The sequence below is a fragment of the Collinsella sp. SGI.180 genome, assembly GCF_050313455.1.
GTDB lineage: Bacteria > Actinomycetota > Coriobacteriia > Coriobacteriales > Coriobacteriaceae > Collinsella.
Genome location: NZ_JBNPLL010000022.1, coordinates 1 through 22,210 on the forward strand (window position 1 = coordinate 1; position 22,210 = coordinate 22,210).

17 protein-coding genes and 1 tRNA gene are annotated in these 22,210 nt (G+C 58.6%); 12 read left to right on the top strand and 6 right to left on the bottom strand.

Going from position 1 to position 22,210, the window contains the following annotated elements; genetic code table 11:
* Positions 1 to 93 precede the first annotated feature (93 nt).
* The 6 genes from acpS to tsaD are packed head-to-tail and all read left to right on the top strand — an operon-like array spanning position 94 to position 6,917.
* Positions 94 to 633 (top strand): holo-ACP synthase, encoded by a 540-nt coding sequence (gene acpS / locus ACQRAP_RS07895; protein ID WP_427728961.1) that lies wholly within the window; start codon positions 94 to 96, stop codon positions 631 to 633.
* Positions 634 to 2,250 (top strand): NAD(P)H-hydrate dehydratase, encoded by a 1,617-nt coding sequence (locus ACQRAP_RS07900; RefSeq protein WP_427794391.1) that lies wholly within the window; start codon positions 634 to 636, stop codon positions 2,248 to 2,250.
* A 2-nt stretch (positions 2,251 to 2,252) separates the two neighbouring features.
* Positions 2,253 to 3,398: an alanine racemase gene (gene alr / locus ACQRAP_RS07905; protein WP_154515162.1), complete on the top strand. Its 1,146-nt coding sequence runs from the start codon at positions 2,253 to 2,255 to the stop codon at positions 3,396 to 3,398.
* Positions 3,399 to 3,406: 8 nt separating this feature from the next.
* Entirely contained in the window at positions 3,407 to 4,027 is a 621-nt protein-coding gene (locus ACQRAP_RS07910) for a uracil-DNA glycosylase (RefSeq protein ID WP_427794390.1), read from the top strand.
* A gap of 12 nt (positions 4,028 to 4,039) precedes the next feature.
* The gene (gene tsaE, locus ACQRAP_RS07915) at positions 4,040 to 4,546 is read left to right on the top strand and encodes a tRNA (adenosine(37)-N6)-threonylcarbamoyltransferase complex ATPase subunit type 1 TsaE (protein ID WP_427719841.1); all 507 of its coding nucleotides are present in this window, start codon (positions 4,040 to 4,042) and stop codon (positions 4,544 to 4,546) included.
* Positions 4,533 to 6,917 (top strand): tRNA (adenosine(37)-N6)-threonylcarbamoyltransferase complex transferase subunit TsaD, encoded by a 2,385-nt coding sequence (tsaD, locus tag ACQRAP_RS07920; protein ID WP_427795328.1) that lies wholly within the window; start codon positions 4,533 to 4,535, stop codon positions 6,915 to 6,917. The genes tsaE and tsaD overlap by 14 nt, the downstream gene beginning before the upstream one ends.
* 249 nt (positions 6,918 to 7,166) lie before the next feature.
* On the opposite strand, the gene ACQRAP_RS07925 is transcribed toward tsaD, so the two are convergent.
* Together ACQRAP_RS07925 and ACQRAP_RS07930 are read right to left on the bottom strand one after the other, a co-directional pair.
* Positions 7,167 to 7,574 (bottom strand): type II toxin-antitoxin system RelE/ParE family toxin, encoded by a 408-nt coding sequence (locus tag ACQRAP_RS07925; RefSeq protein WP_427795329.1) that lies wholly within the window; start codon positions 7,572 to 7,574, stop codon positions 7,167 to 7,169.
* Positions 7,465 to 7,881, bottom strand: a complete 417-nt coding sequence (locus ACQRAP_RS07930) for a type II toxin-antitoxin system Phd/YefM family antitoxin (RefSeq protein ID WP_427748363.1) — start codon at positions 7,879 to 7,881, stop codon at positions 7,465 to 7,467. Before ACQRAP_RS07930 ends, ACQRAP_RS07925 begins: the two co-directional genes overlap by 110 nt.
* 453 nt (positions 7,882 to 8,334) lie before the next feature.
* On the opposite strand from ACQRAP_RS07930, the gene ACQRAP_RS07935 reads away from it, so the two are divergent.
* On the top strand, positions 8,335 to 10,224 hold the full coding sequence (locus tag ACQRAP_RS07935; protein ID WP_427728950.1) for a carbon starvation CstA family protein: 1,890 nt from the start codon (positions 8,335 to 8,337) through the stop codon (positions 10,222 to 10,224).
* A 184-nt stretch (positions 10,225 to 10,408) separates the two neighbouring features.
* Positions 10,409 to 12,580, top strand: coding sequence for a hypothetical protein (locus ACQRAP_RS07940; RefSeq protein ID WP_427795330.1), 2,172 nt, complete (start codon positions 10,409 to 10,411; stop codon positions 12,578 to 12,580).
* Between the two features lie 518 nt (positions 12,581 to 13,098).
* Here the strand turns inward: ACQRAP_RS07940 and ACQRAP_RS07945 are convergent.
* The 4 genes from ACQRAP_RS07945 to ACQRAP_RS07960 form a co-directional block, all read right to left on the bottom strand.
* Positions 13,099 to 13,173 (bottom strand) — tRNA-Gln (locus ACQRAP_RS07945).
* 38 nt (positions 13,174 to 13,211) lie between these two features.
* Positions 13,212 to 14,117 (bottom strand): peptidoglycan-binding domain-containing protein, encoded by a 906-nt coding sequence (locus tag ACQRAP_RS07950; protein WP_195838517.1) that lies wholly within the window; start codon positions 14,115 to 14,117, stop codon positions 13,212 to 13,214.
* 138 nt (positions 14,118 to 14,255) lie between these two features.
* Positions 14,256 to 15,269: a polyprenyl synthetase family protein gene (locus ACQRAP_RS07955; RefSeq protein ID WP_427795331.1), complete on the bottom strand. Its 1,014-nt coding sequence runs from the start codon at positions 15,267 to 15,269 to the stop codon at positions 14,256 to 14,258.
* Positions 15,270 to 15,397: 128 nt separating this feature from the next.
* Positions 15,398 to 17,851 (bottom strand): PTS transporter subunit EIIC, encoded by a 2,454-nt coding sequence (locus ACQRAP_RS07960; RefSeq protein WP_427795332.1) that lies wholly within the window; start codon positions 17,849 to 17,851, stop codon positions 15,398 to 15,400.
* Positions 17,852 to 18,079: 228 nt separating this feature from the next.
* Between ACQRAP_RS07960 and ACQRAP_RS07965 the strand changes: the two genes are divergently transcribed.
* From ACQRAP_RS07965 to ACQRAP_RS07980, 4 genes are all read left to right on the top strand, one after another.
* The gene (locus ACQRAP_RS07965; protein ID WP_427728942.1) at positions 18,080 to 18,799 is read left to right on the top strand and encodes a GntR family transcriptional regulator; all 720 of its coding nucleotides are present in this window, start codon (positions 18,080 to 18,082) and stop codon (positions 18,797 to 18,799) included.
* A 276-nt stretch (positions 18,800 to 19,075) separates the two neighbouring features.
* Entirely contained in the window at positions 19,076 to 20,392 is a 1,317-nt protein-coding gene (locus ACQRAP_RS07970) for an ABC transporter substrate-binding protein (protein WP_427795333.1), read from the top strand.
* A gap of 86 nt (positions 20,393 to 20,478) precedes the next feature.
* Positions 20,479 to 21,333: a carbohydrate ABC transporter permease gene (locus ACQRAP_RS07975; RefSeq protein WP_152073297.1), complete on the top strand. Its 855-nt coding sequence runs from the start codon at positions 20,479 to 20,481 to the stop codon at positions 21,331 to 21,333.
* Entirely contained in the window at positions 21,333 to 22,172 is an 840-nt protein-coding gene (locus tag ACQRAP_RS07980; RefSeq protein ID WP_154515140.1) for a carbohydrate ABC transporter permease, read from the top strand. The genes ACQRAP_RS07975 and ACQRAP_RS07980 overlap by 1 nt, the downstream gene beginning before the upstream one ends.
* Positions 22,173 to 22,210 lie beyond the last annotated feature (38 nt).

The following is a 22,210-nucleotide window of genomic DNA, read 5'->3' on the forward strand; positions in this document are numbered from 1 at the left end:
GTCTCACATAGTAGCTGTGTTTTATAACCCTCGTTTGTCGCATCTTCTTTGAACGGGCTACAATATCGTAGTCTGTGTAGCATGGAGGTGAACATGGCTGAAGCTGGTATCGGCGTTGATATCGTCGAGATTTCCCGAATGAAATCAATCCTTGAGAAGACGCCCTCGTTTGCCCGGCGCGTGTTTACCGATGAAGAGCGTGCGTATTGCGATGCGTCGTCTCGCCCTGCCGCTCATTATGCCAGCCGCTTTGCCTCTCGCGAAGCGGTACTTAAGGCACTTGGAACGGGGTTTAGTCAGGGCGTTGGACGTAAGGATGTTTCCGTAACACGCGATAGGCTCGGCAAGCCAAAGGCTCTGCTTTCTGGTCGCGCTCTCGAAATCGCCCAGGATTTGGGTGTTGTCGAGGTTGCTCTTTCTATTACCCTTACGGGTGACTTGGCTGTCGCTAATGCCATTGCGATCACCGAGGATGCTCGACCTAAGCCTAAGGAAGAAAAAATGAGCACCAAGGAGCGCGTTGCCCAGACATTTAAAGAGGCTCGTTCTGTATTGGATGAGCTTGAACAGCTGCAACAATCTGCTTTGTCGGAGCATTTGATCGATGATCCGCAAGATACGCAAGGAGCATAGATGAAACCGGTTTTGAGTACCGAGGAAGTCGTTCGCCTCGAGGATATCATCGAGCGCGAGGGCACCTCGAAGGCCGAGCTCATGGAGTTGGCAGGTGAATTTGCCGCCAACGAAATTTTAAAGCTCAACCCTGATCGCGTTCTTGTGCTGGTCGGCTTTGGCAACAATGGCGGTGACGGTTGGGTCGCTGCGGATATCCTGACCCATAAGGGCGTTGATGTTGATATCGTTTCTCCAGTTGAGCCGGATGAGATTCCTGCTGCCCTTGCTCGTCATGTTGCCCGTCGCACCGCCGGTCGCGACGTTCATGTGTGCGTTGGGCCTTCGCGAGACGAGCTAGAGGTTCTCATTAACAAAGCGGATGTCGTGGTCGATGCTATTTTTGGTACCGGTTTTCACGGCAACCTTCGTGCGCCGTTTTCTATTTGGATTCCTACGGTTAACGAGTGCGCCGATCACGTTGTTTCTATCGATGTTCCCTCGGGCCTGAATGCCGAGACGGGCGTTGTGGATGACGACTGCATCCGTGCCGAGCGTACCGTGACGATGATTGCCCCTAAGATCGGCCTCTACAGCGCTGACGGTCCGGAGTATGCTGGCGACCTGGTGTGTGGCGGTCTGTACGACCGCCTCGACGAAGTCATCGATGATGTCGATCATGCAGCCGAGATCGTTGAGCCCGGTGATCTGGTGGACTACTTTGCCCCGCTGCCCACGAATATCGATAAGTATTCGCGCGGCTCCGCGCTCATCGTTGCCGGGTCGGCACAATATCCTGGTGCCGCCATCATGGCCGCAAAGTCTGCCGCTCGTGCTGGTGCCGGTTATGTGGCCGTTGCGACGCCCGATGCGTGCGCCAACCTTATTCGTATGGCGCTCCCGTCGATTCCCGTTTTCGCCATTCCGTCTGATTCCCGTGGATCATTTGGTGCCGCTGCGCGTATGACAGTGTGCGAGATTGCTAAGAAGTACAGCTGCGTTGTGTGCGGGCCTGGCATGACGACGTCTGCCGGATCGATGCAAGTCGTTTCGGGCCTGCTTGATCTCGATGTGCCGCTTATCCTAGATGCAGATGCGCTCAACTGCCTTGCCAAGATTGCAATCGACGGCATCGACAGTAATCCCGAGATGTACCGTCGCGAGCAGCCGCTCGTTATGACGCCGCATTATCGCGAGCTTTCGCGTCTCGTTGCCGGCGACGAGGTCAATGATCTTGGCACTGCGATTGCCGCTGCTCAAAAGATTGTCTGGGCTGCCGGTTCCGATAATCTCGTTGTTATCGCTAAGGGCCCGACGACGGCCATTTGCGGCGTCGAGCGCGTGCTGCTGCCGCTTTCGGGCCCGGCGTCGTTGGCGACCGCTGGCTCGGGTGATGTCCTCGCAGGTATCCTTGCAGGAACGCTTGCGACCATGCGTGACGAGATGGACCGTTGGGAGCTGCTGTACTCGTATGCCGTCGCACTCCACAGCTATGCCGGCTTTGCTGCGGCGACGGAGTATGGCGAGAAGAGCGTTATCGCGACCGATCTTATCGACTTGATCGGTCCCGCCATGGAATTGGCGGCAAAGGATGCGCTCGATGATCTGGGAATCATGGACGAAGGGTCGGATGACTAATCATGAATAAAGCCGATTTGACGCGTTGGTCCTGGGTCGAGATCGACCGCGGGGCGCTCCGCCGCAATACGAGGGCCTATAAGAACTTGCTAGATCCGCGTCAGCGCCTGTGCTGCGTGGTTAAAGCCGATGCTTATGGTCATGGAGCCGTCGAGTGCGCAAAGATCATGTATTCGGCCGGTGCCGACATGTTTGCCGTGGCGACGGTCAGCGAGGGTATTGAGTTGCGCCAGGGCGGAATCACCAAGCCCATCTTGATTCTAAGCGAGCCTCCCATCGAGGCTATTCCTTCATTGCTCGAGTTCGATATCATGCCCTCGGTCTATACGTCCGATTTTGCCCTTGCGTATGGCGAATGTGCCGTCGCGGCGGGCAAGGTGGGCAAGTATCATCTTGCCATCGAGACAGGTATGAACCGCATCGGCGTTCACTATACGCAGGTGCTCGACTTTGTCCGCGGTATTAATTTCCATCGCGGTATTCAGTGCGACGGCGTATTTACGCACTTTGCCACGGCCGACGAACCATCGGGTTGGGACTACAAGCTGCAGTGCCAGCGCTTTACCGAGGCCGTTCAGGCCATTAAGGATGCGGGTTTTGAGTGCGGTATCGTGCACTGTGCCAACACGCCGTCCTCGATGCTCGACCCCTCGATGCATTTTGATATGATTCGCGCTGGCGTTGGCTTGTATGGCATGCAGCCGTGCGAGCTGAGCGGCCGCGTGATGCAGCTTGATCCCGTTATGAGCGTTCATGCGCGCGTGACGCGCGTGGCGCATCCTGCGATGGGCGAGGGCGTAGGCTACGGTTTTACCTACCGCGTACCGCGCACACGCGTTCAGATCTGCACACTGCCGATCGGATATGCCGACGGCCTTTCGCGCACGCTTTCCAATCGTATGGACGTGCTGTATCGCGGTGAGCGCGTGCGTCAGGTCGGAAATATCTGCATGGATCAGTTTATGGTTGCCATTCAGTCCAACCCGGCTCACGAGATTCCCGAGGCCGAACATGGCGACGAGATGATAATTATCGGTCGCGATGGCGATGCCGAGATTACCATGGATGAGATGGCGCGCCTGCGCGGCACGATTAACTACGAGGTCGCCTGCGGCTTTGGCATGCGTCTCGACAAGGTCTACGTGTAGGGGCCGCTATGGGCGTTATGCACATCCCCGGCCATAGCCATCAGGCGCCGCGCGAAGTTGCACTCGAGGAGATCGAGGCCGTCCTGGGTGATTGCCACCTTTGCCAGCTTTACCAGTCGCGCCACAATATCGTGTTTGGGGTGGGAAACCCCCGCGCTCGCGTGATGTTTATTGGTGAAGCGCCGGGCCGTAACGAGGATTTACAGGGCGAGCCCTTTGTGGGGGCGGCGGGTGAAGACCTCAACGGCATTCTGTCCCTGGCGGGCCTTAAGCGTGAAGATGTCTATATCGCCAATGTGCTTAAATGTCGCCCGCCGGGAAACCGCAATCCGCGTCCCGAGGAAGTACTTGCTTGCTCACCGTTTTTGCGCGAGCAGATTCGAAGCATTTGGCCCGATATCATCGTGACGCTCGGTAATCCCGCAACGCACTTTGTGCTCAAGACCGAGATTGGCATTACCAAGCTGCGCGGCAGGTTCCATCAGATGGGGCACTTTGTGGTGATGCCGACGTTTCATCCCGCGGCGGCGCTGCGCAATCCGGCGTGGCAGGAGTTGCTGGAGGAAGACTTTAAGATGCTGGGCGACTATCTGGTGCGACACCCCGCGCCAGAGGGCGCCTCGGAATAATAAGGAGCGTATATGTCCCTGGAGCGCCTGGGGCTAGGTACCTACAAAACGGCTCGTACTGCCGATACGGAGCATTTTGGCGAGTTGGTCGCACCGTGTCTAGAAAATGGCGATGTGCTGATACTGACCGGCGGCTTGGGCGTGGGAAAGACCCACTTTACCAAGGGCGTTTCGCGCGGCTTGGGCGACGGGCATATGGTCACGAGTCCTACGTTCGCGCTCATGGCCGTTCACGACCAGGGGCGTATTCCGCTGTTCCATTTTGATCTGTACCGCTTGGAGCATGCCTACGAGCTCGAGGATACGGGCATTTTTGACGTGCTCGGCTATGAGGGCGCTTGCCTGTTGGAATGGGGCGAGCAGTTTCAGGACGAGCTGACGGATGAGTATCTCTCGGTGACGCTTAGGCGCGATGAGGACGATAGCGACGTGCGAACGATCGCGCTCGAGGCGCACGGCGAGCGCGCGACGGAGCTTTTCGATTTGATTGATAAGGCTGTACAAGATGAGCTTGCATAACGACAACGCGCTGGTAGTGGCGCTCGATACTTCGACCGACATGCTTGCCTGCGCGGCAAGCTGGATTGATGAGCAGACGGGCGAGGCGAAGCTGGTGAGCGGGGACCATCTGTGTCGTCGCCATGCCAACGTGGAACTTGTGAATACCGTCGATGACGTGTTGGCGCAGGCCGGGCTGAATCGCGGCGATGTCGGCTGTTATGTGGTTGGACGCGGCCCGGGTTCGTTTACGGGCGTTCGCATTGGCATCTCGACCGCCAAGGGTCTGGCGCGCGGTGCCAACGTGCCGCTGCTGGGCGTGTCGACACTTGACGCTTGCGCCTGGACGGCGTGGAAGGCTGGCGTGCGCGGCAAGCTTGGTGTTCTTGCCGACGCCATGCGTGGCGAGGTGTATCCGGCTCTGTACGTGCTGGGGGACGAAGGTCCCGAGCGTCTGTTTGAGCGCGAACACGTGGTCAAAGCCGCCGTGGCGCTTGATGAGTGGCGCCAGGCCGCGGACTGGAGCCAGGTTAAGCTGACTGGTGACGGTCTCGTACGTTATGGCAAGCTGCTGAGTGAGGACGAGACTGCGCGCTGCGTGGAGCGAGACCTGTGGTGGCCCTCGGGCGAGGGCCTTCTGATGGCGCACGCCGCGGGCGACGGTAATCCGGCTCGCGTTTTGCCGATCTACACGCGTCTTTCGGATGCCGAGGAAAATGAGCGTAAGCGCCTTGGGCTTGCCGAGAGCGCCCAGAGCGAGATTACGGGTGTTGCCGACGAGCTCGCCGGCCGCCATCTGCAGTTCCGTCCCATGGGCGCGGCGGATGCCGAGGGCGCGAGCGCATTGGAGGCCGCCTGCTTTGAAGGCGCCGGACACGAGGCGTGGACGCCGGGCATGTTCCTGTCCGAGCTGGGCGAGGGCGTTGCCGCGCCGCGTAGCTGGTGGGTGGCGCACGACGACGGTCAGCTGCTGGGACTTGCCGGCGGCATGGTCGTCGACGGTGACGTTCAGATTATGGACGTCGCGGTTGATCCTGCTCATCGTCGCGCGGGCATTGCCCGCAAGCTGCTGTCGCACGTGAGCTATGACGCCCAGATGCTCGGCTGCACCACTGCTTCGCTTGAGGTTGAGGACGGCAACGAGGGCGCGATTGCGCTCTATAGCGCCTTGGGCTTTACCGAGGCGGGTCGTCGCCGTGGCTACTACGGCGTCGGCAAGGATGCCATCGTCATGACGGCGTCGCTGCCCCTGGTGCTTCCTCTCGACAATGCCTCGCCCGAGCCAACGGCTGCCGAGCAGCGCGTCTGGCCGCTGCCTGAGCCCGAGCGCACCGCCGAGGAGCGTGCCGAAATCGAGCGCCGTCGCCTAGTTCTTGCCATCGAGAGCTCTTGCGACGAGACGGCTGTTGCGATTATCGATGCGGACGGCAATATGCTGGCCAACCAGGTGTCGACGCAGATTGATTTTCATGCTCGCTTTGGCGGCGTGGTGCCCGAGATCGCCTCGCGCAAGCATGTCGAGGTGATTGTGAGTGTCGTAGATGCGGCGCTTGAAGATGCCGCGGTATCGCTTGGCCTTGAGGGTGGAGCGATTGCGCCAAGTGAGCTTGCCGCCGTGGGTGTGACGCAAGGCCCGGGCCTGGTGGGTGCCCTGGTGGTGGGCGTCGCCTTTGCCAAGGGCTTTGCGTATGCTGCCGGTAAACCGCTCGTGTGCGTCAATCATCTGGAGGGTCACCTGTTCGCCAACCTGCTGGCGCAGCCCGACCTTAAGCCGCCGTTTATCTTTACGCTTGTCTCGGGTGGGCACACCATGCTCGTGCACGTAAAGGCATGGGGCGACTACGAGGTGCTTGGCGAGACGCTGGACGACGCCGTGGGCGAAGCCTTCGACAAGGTTGCCAAGGCGCTGGGTCTGGGCTATCCCGGTGGCCCCATCATCTCCAAGCTCGCCGAGACGGGCAATCCCCGCGCGATCGATTTTCCCCGTGCGCTTAACAGCAGGGGAGACTATCGATTCTCGCTTTCGGGCCTCAAGACGGCGGTGACGCTCTATATTGAGCAGGAGACCAAGGCTGGGCGCACGATTCACCTGCCCGACCTTGCGGCCTCGTTTGAGGCGGCGGTCTTTGACGTGCAGTACAAGAAGGCCAAGAACGCCCTGCACGCCACCGGGTGCAAGGAGTATTGCATCGGCGGCGGCGTCTCGGCCAACCCGCATCTGCGCGAGATGATGATTAAGAAACTCGGGCGTCAGGGGATTCGCGTAACGGTGCCGCCTCTCTCGGCCTGTACTGACAACGCCGCCATGATTGCGGAGGTCGCTCGCCGCAAATTCGACCGAGGTGAAATCTCGCCGTTCGACGTCGACGCCGATCCAAACATGACGCTGTAGTCGTATGGGTGCGGTCCCCGACCGGAGGGGCCGGATATAAGGTTTCCTGCTCTACAGTCCTGCGCAAGACGAAGGCCACATTAAGTGGCCTTCTTTGCGTGCGGAACTCGCGATAAACCTTATATCCGGCCCCTCCGGTCGGGAACCTTTCTGTATCGATGCAGCTACTGAGCTGGATCGGCGTCGACAACGTCCGGCAAGGTTAGCCAGCCTGCGTCGAATTTACGGCGTGCATTAGCTGAAAGAAACCTACCTGATAATCGACTCAATATCTCGGCTTTTATATAGCAGTCGGCGGACTTCCATGACGTCGTCGATGACGACATAAAAAACCATGTAGTTGCCAACGTAGAAGCGGTAATACGGGTGCAACCGTCTTCTTGTCGAAGGGTATGTTGGTGACATGGTTGGATTCTTGAGATGCTCGAGTATGCCTGCTTCAACATTGTTGACAAGCCTATTTGCTGCAGCGGGGTTATTGAGATCAAAGGCGATATATGACGCTGCTTGGCTGAGGTCCTCCCAAAATAGGGGAAGATAGCGGAGCTTATAGTGCCTGTTCATCGAGACCGCCGTCGAGCATTTTTCTGACAGAGCCAAAGACATCGTCGTGTGTATAGCGAAGTTGCATGCTGGCAGCCTGACGATCAGCGGCATCAAGTGCGCTCTCGATTGTATTGCTCAGTGACTTGTACTGCTCAAAGCTCATGACGACCATAGAGCCCCGCCCGTTTTTAGTTAGAAAAACCGGACCCTCCTGTTCGACTTCGCGTTCAACATCCGGGTAGTGATTTCTAAGATCTGAGACTGGCCTAATATTCACAGCTACCTCCTGAGCTATCAGGATATTATCGTAATTATGATAACAGAGTTGAGATTTGGGATGGGAACTCCTCGGGGGCGGGGCGGGCGCCTGCCGCCATATATGAACTTTATCGCGAGTTCCGCACGAACAGGAGGCCACTTAATGTGGCCTCCGTCGTGAGCAGGACTGTCCGAGCAGGAAAGTTCATATATGGCGGCAGGCGCCCGCCCCGCCCCCGAGGAGCATCTCTCAAGCAAAAACTGTCGTTCGGTAAAGTCCGAGGTCAGTGACGTTTTATACCGAGAAATTCAAATAAAGTTGAAAATCCATTACATATTTGCGTTGACTTTAGGCAACTAAAGTTTCATACTCCTTTTCATCCACTGGGGGATGTGAACACGCACGGTTCGTTCGCATCATGATTGAAGAGGATTTCTTAGACATGTTCACGCATCAGCTAAACATTATCAGCGTAGTAATTATCTGATGCGGGTTAGCACATACAGCTAGCCCGTACGATAACGGGCGGCTGATGAAGATGAGGGCCGTCGAGCGCAACCGACGGCCCTCATTTTTTATGTCTAGGAAGTTCTTTTTAGAGGAGGAAATGTAATGAACGGAGTTTTGCTTATGGTTGTGGCCGCGGCGGTGCTCGCCTGCGGCTATCTGGGCTACGGCCGCTGGCTGGCTAACAAGTGGGGCGTTGATAAAGAGGCTCTCACGCCTGCCAAGCGCATGAAGGACGGCAAGAGCTTCTCGCCCGTCTCCGCCTTCACCGCGTTCTCGCATCAGTTCAGCTCGATCTGCGGTGCTGGCCCTGTTACGGGTACGATCGTCGCCATGGCCTTCGGCTGGCTGCCCGTCGTGCTCTGGGTCCTCGTCGGCGGCATCTTCTTTGGCGCCGTTCACGACTTTGGCGCCCTGTACGCTTCGATGAAGAACAACGGCAAGTCCTTGGCTCAGCTCATCGAGAAGTACATCGGCAAGACCGGCCGTCGCCTGTTCCTGCTGTTCTGCTGGCTGTTCTGCATCATCGTCATCGCCGCTTTTACCGACATGGTCTGCAAGACGTTCATGTTCACCCCGGTCGTTGACGCCTCTGGCGCTGCCACCGGTGCCATCGACTTCACCAAGTCCTATGCCGCTGGCTGCGCTGGCACCATCTCCATCCTGTTCACCTTCGTCGCCATGGCCTTTGGTTGGGCTCAGAAGAAGTTCAACCTCACCGGCGCTGCCGAGTTCGTCACCGGCGTGGTGCTCATGGTCCTCATGTTTGCCGTCGGTATGCAGTTCCCGGTTTACCTGGACAAGCTCCAGTGGTTCGCCGTCGTCATGGTCTACCTGGTCTTTGCCGGTGCCATGCCCATCCAGATGCTCAAGACCCCTCGCGACTACCTCACTTCCATCATGATGATCGTCATGATTGTCTGTGCTGTCCTCGGCATCGTCGTCCTGGGCGTTAACGGCCAGGCCACCATCACCGCTCCGGTTTTCACCGGCTTTAGCAATGCCTCGGGCATGATGTTCCCGGTCCTGTTTGTCTCCGTTGCCTGCGGCGCTCTCTCCGGTTTCCACAGCCTCGTTTCTTCGGGCACCTCTTCCAAGCAGGTCGAGAAGGAGCAGGACGCCGTCACGGTCGGTTATGGCGCCATGATCGTCGAGTCCTTCGTCGGCATCCTCGCCATCATCGTCGCCGGCATCATGTTCTCCGACATGAACACTGCCGGTACCGGCGCCCTCAACGCCGGCGTCGCTTCCACCCCGTTCCAGATCTTCGCTGCTGGCATTTCTCGCGGTATGCAGGCCTTCGGCGTTGACGGCACGCTTGCTACCGTCTTTATGACCATGAACGTCTCCGCTCTGGCCCTGACCTCGCTCGACGCCGTTGCCCGCATCGCCCGCACCTCGTTCTCCGAGTTCTTTGCCCAGACCAACGACGCCCTGGCCATCGAGTCCAAGGCCGGTTACATGAAGGTCCTCGGCAACCCCTGGTTCGCCACGGTTGTCACCCTGCTCCCCGGCCTCGCCCTCGCCTTTGGTGGCTATGCCAACATCTGGCCGCTCTTTGGTGCTTCCAACCAGCTGCTCGGCGGCATGACCATGATCACCCTTGCCGTGTTCTGCAAGTGCACCGGTCGCAAGGGCTGGATGCTCTACGTGCCCGTCGCCTTCCTGCTCTGCTGCACCTTTACCTCGCTGGTCCAGAGCGCCATGGGCTGCATGACCGCCGTCCAGGCCTACGGCTTCTTCGGTACCATCCCAGCTACCGCCACTACGGCCGCCGTCTCCGTCGCCGCCACCAAGGGCCTGCAGCTCGTCTTTGCCGTCCTGCTGATGGTCCTGGGCCTCATCGTTGCCGTCAACTGCCTCAAGGAGCTCTTCGGCAAGGAGGCCGGTTCCATGCCCGACGAGGAGCCCGAGTGGTCCGAGATGGGCAAGGCCGAGTATGGTCGCGCTGCTGCTGCCGAGGCTCCCGCAGGCGCCGAGGCCGCCAAGGCCTAATCGACCTAACGGATTGAACGTCACATCTATATGACTCGGAAAGGCCGGGTCCGCAACTGCGCGGGCTCGGCCTTTTTTTCCATGCAATAGCTAGTGTGCCCGGGTGTTCTCGCAGATGTTTTGCGTGGATAGGGGCGTGCGTTGTACCATATAGACGTATATGTGTACATATGAAAGGGACCCCGTGGCCAAGACGGTATATTCCGATAACCAAAACAACATCGATGCCCTGGCTGAGCGTCTGAGCAGCCAGACGTCGCTTTCTGCCGAGCGTGCCAAGCTGGTTGCCTACGACCTGCTCTGCCGCAAGGCGCTCAAGATCAAGTCGAGCGCGCTGGCACAGATTTTCCGTTCCGTCGATAAGGAATGTGACACCAAGGCGATGCGCGATGAGCTTATCGCGGCAAAGATCGTTACCAAGATCGAGGGCAGCGGCGTTAACGGGCGCCCAGCGTTCTATACCATTAATGCCGAGATTCGCGATGTCCAGGAGCAGCCTGCCGAGGCTGCCGAAGAGGCCGTCGAGGACGTTGTCGAGGCACCTGTTGCGGTGGAAACGGCTCCGCGCGAGAACGTCGACACCGATGAGCTGCTTGACGAGAGCGTCGTTCGCGCCTTTACGGCCAAGGCGGGCCGCGGCGGTTTTGGCGGGGGCGGTAAACGCGATGCGCAGCGCCGTGCCCAGCAGGAGCGCTTCCGTCGCGCCGTGGCTCAAAAGGATGCGACGGATGTCGAGCCCGTCGAGGATGAGGCTGTTACCGAGCCGCAGTGCGCCGCTGAGGTCCAGGAGCCCAAGCGTCGCCGCGGTGCTCACTTTAAGGCTGCGCAGCAGGATGTCGCGCATGAGGCTGAAGAGCCTTCCGAGGTTGCAGACGATGTTGAGGAGTCTGCCAAGAGGGCTCCGGGTTCGTGTCGTCCCGGCCGCGGTTTTGCGGGGCTCGTGTATCCCGTAAAGCGTCAGGAGAAGGGCGAGCAGGCTTCGACCGCTCAGACCGAGAAGACCGAACAAACCGAGAAAACCGTTGAGCCGGCGGCTCGCGAGCAGCAGCCTTCCGAGTCGCAGTCTGCGGCCGACGCCGAGGTCAAAGTTCAACAGTCCGCTGATAAGCAGGCGGGGGAGAGCGCTTCGAGCAAGCCTCGCCGTCGTCGTCACCGTGGCGGCCGTGGCTCAAATGCCGAATCCGTGGCCGAGCAGGCAGCGGGGCAAAACAAGGATGCGAAGGCTGAGATCCCGGCGGAGCAGCCCAAGCGCCAGCCAGTAAAGGGGGGCAAGCCTGAGCGTTCGCAAAAGGGCTCGTCCGCGCCAAAGCAAGAGCGCAATACTCGGACAGATTCCAAGTGCAAATCCCAGACGCAGCCCAAACCGACTGCAAACGATGCGACCGCCCAGCAGCCTGAGCCGCCCGCTCATGGCGAGGTTTCGGCGTTTGCTCTGGCCCGTGTCCTGGGCAGTCAGCTGCTCAAGGTCGTTCCCACGCCTGCTGCACTCTCCAAGATTAAGGAGCAACAGACTCAAATCGTTAAGGTTGAGGGCAAGGACGGCAAAAAGGTTTCGCAGCGCACTCAGCACAACGAGATGTCCAACCGCAAGATTGCCGAGGAGATTGCGACCATCCAGGCTTGGATTGAGCAGAATCGCGGCGCCGACACGCCGGTCGCCTCGCGTCGCCAGCGCGCCTACCAGATTTTTAACGATGAGAAGGCCTTTGACGGCAAGCACGGCGAGCGCCTGATGAGGCGTATGACCGAAAAGGGTATCAGCATGCAGGCGATTAAGGTCGCCCCCAACCGCCCCGTGCACTTTACGGGCTTCTTTACGCTGGGCGCCGACAAGCCGTTCATTATGGTCGAGAACCTAGACACCTATGACGAGATCGTCAAGCTCCTGCGCGGCCGCAAGCACGCTAAGCTCTTTGGCACCAAGGTGGGTGGCGTGATCTTTGGCGGTGGCTGCAAGGCGAGCGTCTCGCACGCACTGGATGATTATCTGGCCGAGATCGGCTATCGCTTTAACTATGTCTACTACGTGGGCGATATCGACCGAGAGGGTGCGCGCATCGTCGAGCAGGCCCGCAATGCCAATGTGGTTGAGATTCGCTTGCATGCCGGCATGTATCGTGCCATGCTCGCCGAGCACAAGCGTCGCGTGAAAGCTGGCGGCGAGTGCGAGCCTGCGGCTGCCAATCAGGGTGTGCCGCAGAATTTGGCGGCGACGATCAAGGATCTGCCTATGGTCACGCGCGTGCAGTTCCGCAATGTGCTGCGCGAGGGCGGTCGCATTCCGCAGGAGATTCTGATGACCGCCGACTATCGGGATGGCGACTCGGGAAGCTTCGACCGCATGCTGAACAATTAGGGACGCGTGGCCCCGGCGGGCCGGGCATTAAGTTTGCTGCTCTACAGTCCTGCGCAAGACGAAGGTCACATTAAGTGGCCTTCTTTGCGTGCGGAACTCGCGACAAACTTAATGCCCGGCCCGCCGGGGCCACGCGCCATTTTGTAGATGACGGCTCGCTTTTCGGAACGGGGCTGATATTTTCTAGATGTAAGGCGCTCTTGGTCCTTTCGGGCTTGGGGCGTCTGTCTTTTGAGGGTGGATGAGCCGGCACTTGGTGGCGTTCCTTTAGTGCCGGCACTTTGGGAACGTCCCCAAGTGCCGGTTGAGATACGGAGAGCCCGTTGTTGATATGGGACGGAGGGATTCCGCGTCCGCCTGCCGGCGGCCGCGCCCCGCTGCGTCGCTCCGCTCCTTGCGTGCTGCGCTGGAAAACGCTTCGCGTTTCCTCAGCTCCGCACCCTTGCGGGTTCGAATCCCTCCGCATGCCCACAAGAAAGCGCCCCGGGCTGATGAAAGCCCGGGGCGCTCAGTTACCTTGGCTGGGACGGAGGGATTCGAACCCCCAACAGCCGGCACCAAAAACCGGAGTTCTACCGTTGAACTACGTCCCAATGTGTGGTGCTGCCCAAAAGCAGCTCGTCTAGTTTACCTAATCTGCGAGGGCATCGCAAACGCCATCGAGCAGGCGTACGGCGAGTGTCTGGGCGTCGCTTGCGGTGAAGGTTCCGTTGTAGCGCGTCATGCCCGTGAGCTCAATGCGGATACGTGCAGGCTTTTGTTGCGCGGCGATATTGGCAGTGCGGATGCGCTGCGCCAGGTTGTGACATTCGGCAAGGGCGATCGTGGCGCGCGGCGCTGCATCTGCGGGCAGCTCATCGCTTGCGATCTCGAGTACCAGGTCCACGTCGGTCGGAACCTCGGAATCGCAAAGCATCATGCCGCTGTTGTCGGTCGTCGCCGTGGCGATGTTCCACATGCGCGATGCAACGCTGCGTGCGATGGGGTCCTCACCGATAACGGCAATCTGGAAGCGCTCGAGCACGTTGGCGGCGCGGGCAAAACCGATGCGCGACTCGGCCTCGGTAACCGAGGGTTTGCCCTCCCACACGTGATGCAGACGGTTGATATAGGCGTAGGTATCCTGGAATGCCATGCCGTCGGCAAACAGGCCGACATTTTCTTGGAACTGCTGCAAGGCCGCCTCGGTGTGCGGGCCAAAGTAGCCGTCGTCCTCACCGCAGGCAAAACCCAAAACGTTGAGTGCCCTCTGCAGGGCCCGAACGTCGGCACCATGGAAATTGGGCATGCGCAGATAAAGCGTGCGGTCGCCCAGCTTATACGAGGCGTCTACCAGGGCGCTCCAACAGGGAATATCGACGGCGTAGCCAGCGGCAAGGCCGCTGTCGAGCCTAAAGGTGCCAACAGCCTGCTCGGTGGTGGTGCCAAAGCGCTTGTCGGCGACCTCGGCGTCATCGATTGTATAGCCGAGCTGCAGAAGGCGGGACTGGACGTCCTCGACGGCTGCTCCCTGCATGCCCGTTGTGATAGGTTCCATGAACGAACCCCTTTCGGCGTACCATTCGTACTATTTGAGCGTGTGTCGGATAGACAACGCAAAGGGTTGCATAAACATGCACTCAACAGTGTAGCAAGTTGTACCCAAATGCGCTGCTGACAGGTTTTATAACCCCCGCTAGTTAAGGCGCTCCACAAAGAAATCTGCCATGGAGTCGAACAGCTCGCGTGCATGCGGGTCGAGCTCGACACCTTCGATAGCGGCCTTGGCCTTGGCAGTCAGGTTGAGTGCGTAAGTGTGGGCGAAATCGACAGAGCCGGTCTGCCGGAAGATCTCCACGGCGCGTGCGAGTTGCACGGGGTCCTCGGTGCCCGAGGAAAGGATTGCCTCGACTTCGTCGTGATAACGCTCGTCTGACAGGGCATGCACGGCGACGAGCGTGCGCTTGCCCTCTGTGATATCGGTGCGGAAGTCCTTGTTGGCGGCCTCCTTGGTGCCAATAAGGTTGAGCAGATCATCTTGGATCTGAAAGGCAAGGCCCGTGTGCAGGCCAAAGGCACGCAGCGCCTCAATCTGGTCTTCGCTGCCGCCACCGATAATGGCTCCGGCGGCAAGTGGCGTGGCTCCGCTGTAGTACGCGGTCTTGTGCGTCGCCATGTCCAGATAATCGTCGACCGAGATGTCAAAGCGCCCATCGCGGACCCAGCCCAGGTCGAGCGCCTGACCCTCGATGGTGCGAACGATCATCTCGGTGAGCTCGTGGAGCACGCGGAGCTTCACGTCTGCCTCGAGCGTGGGGTCGTCGAGAACCGTCTTGGTAACCATGGTGAGCGCTAGGTCGCCGCAGTTGATGGCAAGTCCCGTACCCTCGGTAAGGTGCATACAGGGCTTGCCGCGGCGCAGCTGGCCGTTGTCGGCGATGTCGTCATGGATAAGCGCTCCCGACTGAAAGTGCTCGATGGCCGCCGCCGCGCTTCGGGCGCTCTCAAAGCTGCCGCCTACTGCGGTGGCGGCGAGCATGCAGATGAGCGGGCGGTGGCGCTTGCCGGCATTGGCCGTAAATGCCGAGAGCGGGCCATACAGGTAGCGCTCGATATCGGCAGAGGTCGCCTGTCCGTCAAAGAACGTGGCCAGATAGTCGTTAATCTGGTCAAAATGCTGGGCTAAAAAGCTGGTAAACGGACTGGACACGGGTTCTCGCATTCTTTCTTAGGTTGCATCGTTGCGTTATGCAGACAACATATTGCCACATTAGGGCATCGAGCGCGGCGGTTGAAGACGATTGAGCCATGTTGTCGCAAATGCGGCAAGAGGCGCGGCTAGATAAGTCCAAAGTGCTCGAGCGCGGTGACGACGCCGTCGTGGTCGAAGCTGTCGGTGACGTAGTCGGCCTTTTCCTTGAGGAAGTCCGGCGCGTTGCCCATGGCGACGCCAACATCGACCGCCTCCATGAGGGCGATGTCGTTGCTTGCGTCGCCGATGCCGTACACAGTGCCGTGATCTGGCCCCAGGGCGTCAAGCACGGCCTTGATTCCGGCCCGTTTGGTGCATTCGCGAGGCGAGATTTCCGTGACCTCGAGTTCGAGCTCGTTGAGGCAGAGCAGAGGCCCAAGCTCTTCATCTTGGGCGATGCGGTTGGCGAGCGGTGTGGACATAAGAATTTTATAAGCGTTGTAGTGCTTGAGTTGCGTGACGGCGTCGCCCACGGTGCGCGCGTATCCGTACGTCTCGGGGGCATCTGCGCTCATGCGCACGACGCGATCGATGCCCTCAAAGCGAATGACCTCACCCGATTGTTCGAGATAGGGGGCGAGGCGCTGTAGCAGACCGGGGTTTATGGCCGCATTTCGTACGATGCGCCCCTCGAGTTCGGCGTAGCAGCCCGCGAGACATACGATGCCCGCCCACGGCAGCTCGAGCAGCTTGGGATGGATGCAGCTGAGGGTGCGCCCCGTGCAGATAAAGGCTTTGTTGCCGTTGGCGACAAACGTGCGAATTGCCTGTGCAACCGTTTCGTTGGGATAGGGGGAAAGGTCTCGCTCGCCCTCGGGGAGCTCTTGGGCAAGTTTGGGATCTTGCCAGGCAAGCGTACCGTCGATGTCGAAGAAGCAGATATTGGCATGCTTTTTGGCGTCATCGGCGGCATGAGAAAGCGGGGTGGCAAATGCAAAACCCGGTTCGAGTCCCATAATCTGATCAAAGTGCTCTTTGACGCGGGGGACCGAGACGCCGATGATTACCTGGGCGGTCTTGCCGGTGACGATGAGGCCTTTGGCGCCCGCTGCGACAAAGGTTGCATTGTCCGCGACGATAGAAGGGTTCGCGACTTCGACGCGCAGCCGCGTGGCGCAGTTGGTTGCGCCCACAATGTTGGAGACGCCGCCCAGAAGCGCCACAACCTGCTCGGCGAGCAGACGATCTTGTGATGCCTGGCAGTCGGAAGCGCCGGCTTCGGATAAGCGCTTTTCGTCAACGTCGTTTCCCGTCAAGCGCGAGAGCGCCGTGTTGCTGGCAATGTAGTCCTCGCGTCCCGGGGTTTTAAGGTCAAAGGTCAGGATAAGACCTCGAAAGCTCAGAAAGAAGATGGCGCTAAAGACGAGTCCGATTCCGAGTGCCAAAAGGTAGGAGCCGGCATGCGTCCGCATGAGCGGGATAAAGTTGAAGGCAGCCATCTCCATAAGGCCACCCGAGAAGATGCCGACGACGCCAAAGAAGTTCATGGCCATGGCAAGGCAGGAGGATAGGACGGCGTAGAGCAAAAAGAGTCCGGGATAGGTGAACATAAAGAGAAACTCGAGCGGCTCGGTGACGCCGCAGACCATCGAGGCGACGATGGCGGGCAGAAGGATGGCCTTGAGGCTGGCACGGCGTTCGGGCTTGGCCGTGGTGTAGAACGCTGCGGCGATGGCGGGAAGACCAAAGAGCTTGACCCAACCGGTGGCGGTGAAACCAGCCCAGGGCGCTAGCTCGTTGAGGGGGCGCGTGCTGTGCGAGAGGATGGGAAGCAAGTTGGTCCACGTGGCGTAGATGCCATCGGTAATAACCAGATTGTCGTAGTAGATTGGCATGTAGAGCAGGTGATGCAGCCCCACGGGCTCGAGTGCTCGCTCTAAAAACACGAAGGCGCCCACGCCGAAGGGACCGACGCCCGTAAGTGCATGGCGCAGTGTTTCGGTCATTGCGTATACGATGGGCACGATGGCGGCCGAGATAGCGGCAAGGGCGAATACGGCAAAAAAGCTAATGAGGTAGACCAACGAGGAGCCCGAGAAAGTACCGAGCCAATCGGGAACCTCGGCATCGTAGAAGCGGTCATGGATGGCGACGACGGTGGCCGATACCGCCAGCGGGCCGATAATGCCGGTGTCGAGCGTCTTGATGCCGTCGATGACGGTGATGCCGCTGGCGGAGGTCAAAGACGACGGGTACTTAAGTCCAAGGTTGTCGCCGCTCAGCTTAATGATCTCGCTCAAAAAGAAGCAATAGGCAAAATAGGCCACGAGTGCCTCGAAGCAGCAGCGCGCCGGTTGCTTTTGGGCAAGGCCGATGGGCAGCGCTACGGCAAAAAGCAGTGGGAGGCGTTTAAAGACCGTCCACGAGCCGCGCTGGATGATAGCCCAAAAAATATACCAAGGGGTTCCGTATACGGCGAGGTCGCCGACGATGTCCGCAGACGTTGCGAGGGCGGAGACGCCGACCATAAGGCCCGATATGGAAAACAGCATGGCGGGCGCGAACATTGCCCCGCCAAAGCGTTGGATTTTCTGCAGCATGTTCTGCCTCCCGAACATCGAGGTGCGTTGCAGGTGGTGAAACGTTTAAACAATGGATTCATTGTAGAGGACCAGACGATTGTCGTGTCGGCAGTTTTGAACGAGACCGATTTGGGCACGACAGAAGCCGCCAACGGTTACAATACTGTCGCTTTACCGATAATCGGTTTAAACAACCCCAAGAAATGCTATCGTGCCTAGCCAGCAAGAAGATGTAGAGGTGAAGCCATGCCAAAAGCGATTTACGAAGGAATCTACCGCGAGATCCGTTCGCGCATCATTAACGGGACCTATGCGTTTCAGGAGATGCTGCCAACCGAAGCCGAGCTGACTGCGGAATTTGGCTGCACGCGCAATACCGTCCGCCGCGCCTTGAGCATGCTGGCCGACGAGATGTTTGTGCAGCCCATACACGGCAAGGGCGTGCGCGTTATTTGGCTCAAGGGCGAAACTGACATGTTGGGCGCACTCGAGGAAGTCGAGTCGTTTGGCGAATTTGCAAAGCGCAACAATGCCGTTGCATCGACGGACGTTAAGTCCTTTGAACATCTGGTCTGCACCGAGCAGCTCTCTCGTCGCCTGGGCTTTAAGGTGGGCGAGGAGCTGATTCGCGTAGTGCGTGTCCGAAGCCTCAACGGCAGCGCGCGCCAAGTGGACCATGGCTACTTTTTGGAGTCGATTGCCAAGGGTCTGACCCCCGAGATCGCGGCAGAATCTATCTACGACTATCTGGAGCACAAGCGCGGCATCAAAGTGATGGCGAGTCGCCGTACGGTGAGTGTCGAGCTCGCCAACGATGAAGACTGTAGCTATCTTGACCTCGGCAAATACAACTGCGTTGCCGTCATGGAGAGTCAGTCGTACACCTCGGACGGCATCTTGTTCGAGGTGACGCATGCTCGCACACACCCCGAGATCTTCCATTACCGCATCAATTCCAAGCGATAGGTAACAGACGCATAAGCTTGCGTTCCGATATGAAGCGCCCCGTGCGGTCGATGGGATATCGGCCGCACGGGGCGCTTTAATTGTTTAGACAATATTTGTCAAGTACGAATGTATTAAAAACCGTTCACCGAAGTTTTTCTACCGCTCTAACAATACTTGTTCAAACAACTGGCCAAATAGCGTATTGTAAAAATCAGAAAAAGGGGCAAAGTCCCCGAACCAATCTCCGAAGGCGGCGGCAAAGGGTGCCGCCACGGTGTGAAAGGGTGGATTGTAATGAAGAACGAAATGAGCAGAAGGCAGTTCCTGGGCTTCGCTGGCTCCGCGGCCACGGTCTTTGGCCTGGGTCTCGTGGGCTGCGGTGGCTCCGCCGGCTCCGGCTCCTCTGCTTCTGGTGACGCTGCCGAGGTCTACTTCCTTCAATTCAAGCCCGAGGTCGACAAGGAGTGGAAGGAGATCGCTAAGGCGTACAAGGAGGAGAAGGGCGTCGAGGTCAAGATCGTGACCGCCGCCTCCAACACCTACGAGGAGAAGCTCAAGTCCGAGATGTCCAAGAGCTCCGCTCCGACCCTGTTCCAGGTCAACGGCCCCACCGGTCTTAAGAACTGGAAGGATTACTGCGCCGACCTGTCCGATACCAAGGTCCGCGGTGAGCTCGTCGACGACTCCCTGGCTCTGCAGTCCGACGGCAAGGATCTGGGTATCGACTGGGTCCAGGAGAGCTACGGCATCATTTACAACAAGGAACTCCTCGAGAAGGCTGGCTACAAGGCCGAGGACATCAACTCCTTCGACAAGCTGAAGGCTTGCGCCGATGACATTCAGGCCCGCAAGGACGAGCTTGGCGTTGACGGTGCCTTCACTTCCGCCGGCATGGATGACTCCTCCAGTTGGCGCTACACCACCCACCTCGCCAACCTCCCGCTCTACTACGAGTTCGAGAAGGAGCACAACCAGGAGGATGACGAGATTAAGGGCGAGTATCTCGACAACTTTAAGCAGATCTTCGACCTGTACATCACCGACTCCACCTGCGATCCTTCGCAGCTTGCCTCCAAGACCGGCGACGACGCCACCAACGAGTTCGCAACCGGCAAGGCCGTCTTCTATCAGAACGGCTCTTGGGCCTACGCCGACCTCATCAAGGCCGGCATGACCGACGATCAGATTGGCATGATGCCCATCTACATCGGTGTCGACGGCGAGGAGAACCAGGGCCTGTGCTCCGGCGGCGAGAACTACTGGTGCGTGAGCTCCCAGGCTTCCGAGGATGCCCAGAAGGCTACCGAGGACTTCATGTATTGGTGCGTCACTTCTGACACTGCCACCAGCATCATCGCTGACAAGATGGGTCTGACTGCCCCGTTCAAGAGCGCCAAGGACACCACCAACGTCTTCTCGCAGCAGGCTGTTGCCATGGCTAAGGACGGCAAGAAGACCGTCGCTTGGGACTTCGTTTACATCCCCTCTGAGGAGTGGAAGAAGAACCTCAAGCAGGCTCTGATTGCCTATGCTGCCGATAACACCAAGTGGGACGGCGTCAAGAACGCCTTCGTCGATGGCTGGAAGACCGAGAAGGCTGCTTCCGAGTAAGCAGTTGCTGCCCAAGCTATCTGATTAGCGACAGGGGCGGGCAGACGTCGGTTTGCCCGCCCCCTGCATATTGAAAGGACCCTTCTATGGGCAAAGCACTCAAGCGCTGGTGGCCGCTCTTTATGCTGCCCACGTGCCTGGCGTTTATGATCGGGTTCGTGATCCCCTTTATCCAGGGTTTCTATCTCTCGTTCTGCCAGTTTATTACCATCAACAACACGCACTTTGTCGGTATCGAGAACTACGTGCGCGCACTGTCCGATCCGCAGTTTGCCACGTCGTTCTTCTTTACGGTGGCGTTTGCCTTCCTGTCGACGGTGCTCATCAACGTGATCGCCCTCGCCATCGCGCAGGCGCTCACCCGCAAAGCGCTCAAGGGCACCAACATCTTCCGTACGATCTTCTTCATGCCTAACCTGATCGGCGGCATCGTGCTGGGCTACATTTGGCAGATTCTGATCAACTGCCTGCTCTCCAACATCGGTGCCGACCTTATCGCCCTTAACTCTGCTGCTGGCTTCTGGGGCCTTATCATCCTGACCCTGTGGCAGCAGGTCGGCTACATGATGATCATCTACATCGCCGGTCTGCAGTCCATTCCGTCAGACTACATCGAGGCCGCCAAGGTCGACGGCGCTACGGCATGGCAGACGTTCTGGAAGGTTAAGATTCCCAACCTGATGCCGACGATCACCATCTGCCTGTTCCTGTCCATCACCAACGGCTTTAAGCTGTTCGACCAGAACCTCGCCCTTACCGGTGGCGCCCCGGCGCACTCCACCGAGATGCTCGCCCTGAACATCTACAACACGTTCTATTCGCGTGCTGGCATCGCATGGCAGGGCATCGGTCAGGCCAAGGCGGTTATCTTCTGCATCCTGGTCGTCGCTATTTCCATGATCCAGCTTAAGGCCACGAGGTCCAAGGAGGTGCAGCAGTAATGAAACGCGATAAGGCTATCAACCGTGCGCTCTCGATTTTCTTTACGATCCTGTCGCTCGCATGGATTTACCCCGTGTTCATGATTGCGCTCAATTCCTTTAAGAAAGGGACCGCAATCAGCACCACCACGGCATTCGATCTGCTCACGCCCGAGACGTTCAACGGCCTTGCAAACTACGTGCACGCCCTTAACGAGCAGGGCTTTGCCTCGGCGTTTATGTACTCGCTCATCATCACGGTCACGTCGGTCGTGCTGATCTTGGTGTGCTGCTCCATGTGCGCTTGGTATGTGGTGCGCGTCAACAGCAAGATCTCGAACTTCTTCTATTACCTGTTCGTGTTCTCGATGGTCGTACCGTTCCAGATGCTCATGTTCACGCTGTCCAATTTGGCGGACCGCATCGGCTTCAACACGCCGTTCAACATCTGCTTTATTTACCTTGGATTTGGCGCGGGCCTAGCGGTCTTTATGTTCGCCGGCTTTGTAAAGAACATCCCGCTCGAGATCGAGGAGGCGGCCATGATCGACGGCTGCAACCCGGTCCAGGTGTTCTTTAAGATCGTCCTTCCCATCATGAAGCCCACCTATCTTTCGGTCGGCATTCTCGAGACCATGTGGGTCTGGAACGACTATCTGCTGCCCTACCTCACCCTCGACTCCACCAAGTACAAGACCATTCCTATCTTGATCCAGTACTTCCGCGGCGGCTACGGTCACGTCGAGCTCGGCCCCATGATGGCCTGCATCATGATGGTCGTTGTCCCCATCGTCCTCATGTACATCCTCTGCCAGAAGTACATCATCGACGGCGTGGTGGCAGGTGCCGTCAAGGGCTGATGCCGTAACTGTTTTGCAAGTTTCTGCGGCGCCCCTCA

What these genes read in the sequence shown, in the direction of transcription:
- ACQRAP_RS07925 (WP_427795329.1), bottom strand. Translation starts at nt 7,574, where the DNA reads ATGCCGCTGATCGTCAGGCTGCCAGCATGCAACTTCGCTATACACACG.
- tsaE (WP_427719841.1), top strand. Translation starts at nt 4,040, where the DNA reads ATGTCCCTGGAGCGCCTGGGGCTAGGTACCTACAAAACGGCTCGTACT.
- tsaD (WP_427795328.1), top strand. Translation starts at nt 4,533, where the DNA reads ATGAGCTTGCATAACGACAACGCGCTGGTAGTGGCGCTCGATACTTCG.
- ACQRAP_RS07950 (WP_195838517.1), bottom strand. Translation starts at nt 14,117, where the DNA reads ATGGAACCTATCACAACGGGCATGCAGGGAGCAGCCGTCGAGGACGTC.
- acpS (WP_427728961.1), top strand. Translation starts at nt 94, where the DNA reads ATGGCTGAAGCTGGTATCGGCGTTGATATCGTCGAGATTTCCCGAATG.
- ACQRAP_RS07975 (WP_152073297.1), top strand. Translation starts at nt 20,479, where the DNA reads ATGGGCAAAGCACTCAAGCGCTGGTGGCCGCTCTTTATGCTGCCCACG.
- ACQRAP_RS07900 (WP_427794391.1), top strand. Translation starts at nt 634, where the DNA reads ATGAAACCGGTTTTGAGTACCGAGGAAGTCGTTCGCCTCGAGGATATC.
- ACQRAP_RS07970 (WP_427795333.1), top strand. Translation starts at nt 19,076, where the DNA reads ATGAAGAACGAAATGAGCAGAAGGCAGTTCCTGGGCTTCGCTGGCTCC.
- ACQRAP_RS07980 (WP_154515140.1), top strand. Translation starts at nt 21,333, where the DNA reads ATGAAACGCGATAAGGCTATCAACCGTGCGCTCTCGATTTTCTTTACG.
- ACQRAP_RS07935 (WP_427728950.1), top strand. Translation starts at nt 8,335, where the DNA reads ATGAACGGAGTTTTGCTTATGGTTGTGGCCGCGGCGGTGCTCGCCTGC.
- ACQRAP_RS07960 (WP_427795332.1), bottom strand. Translation starts at nt 17,851, where the DNA reads ATGCTGCAGAAAATCCAACGCTTTGGCGGGGCAATGTTCGCGCCCGCC.
- alr (WP_154515162.1), top strand. Translation starts at nt 2,253, where the DNA reads ATGAATAAAGCCGATTTGACGCGTTGGTCCTGGGTCGAGATCGACCGC.
- ACQRAP_RS07965 (WP_427728942.1), top strand. Translation starts at nt 18,080, where the DNA reads ATGCCAAAAGCGATTTACGAAGGAATCTACCGCGAGATCCGTTCGCGC.
- ACQRAP_RS07910 (WP_427794390.1), top strand. Translation starts at nt 3,407, where the DNA reads ATGGGCGTTATGCACATCCCCGGCCATAGCCATCAGGCGCCGCGCGAA.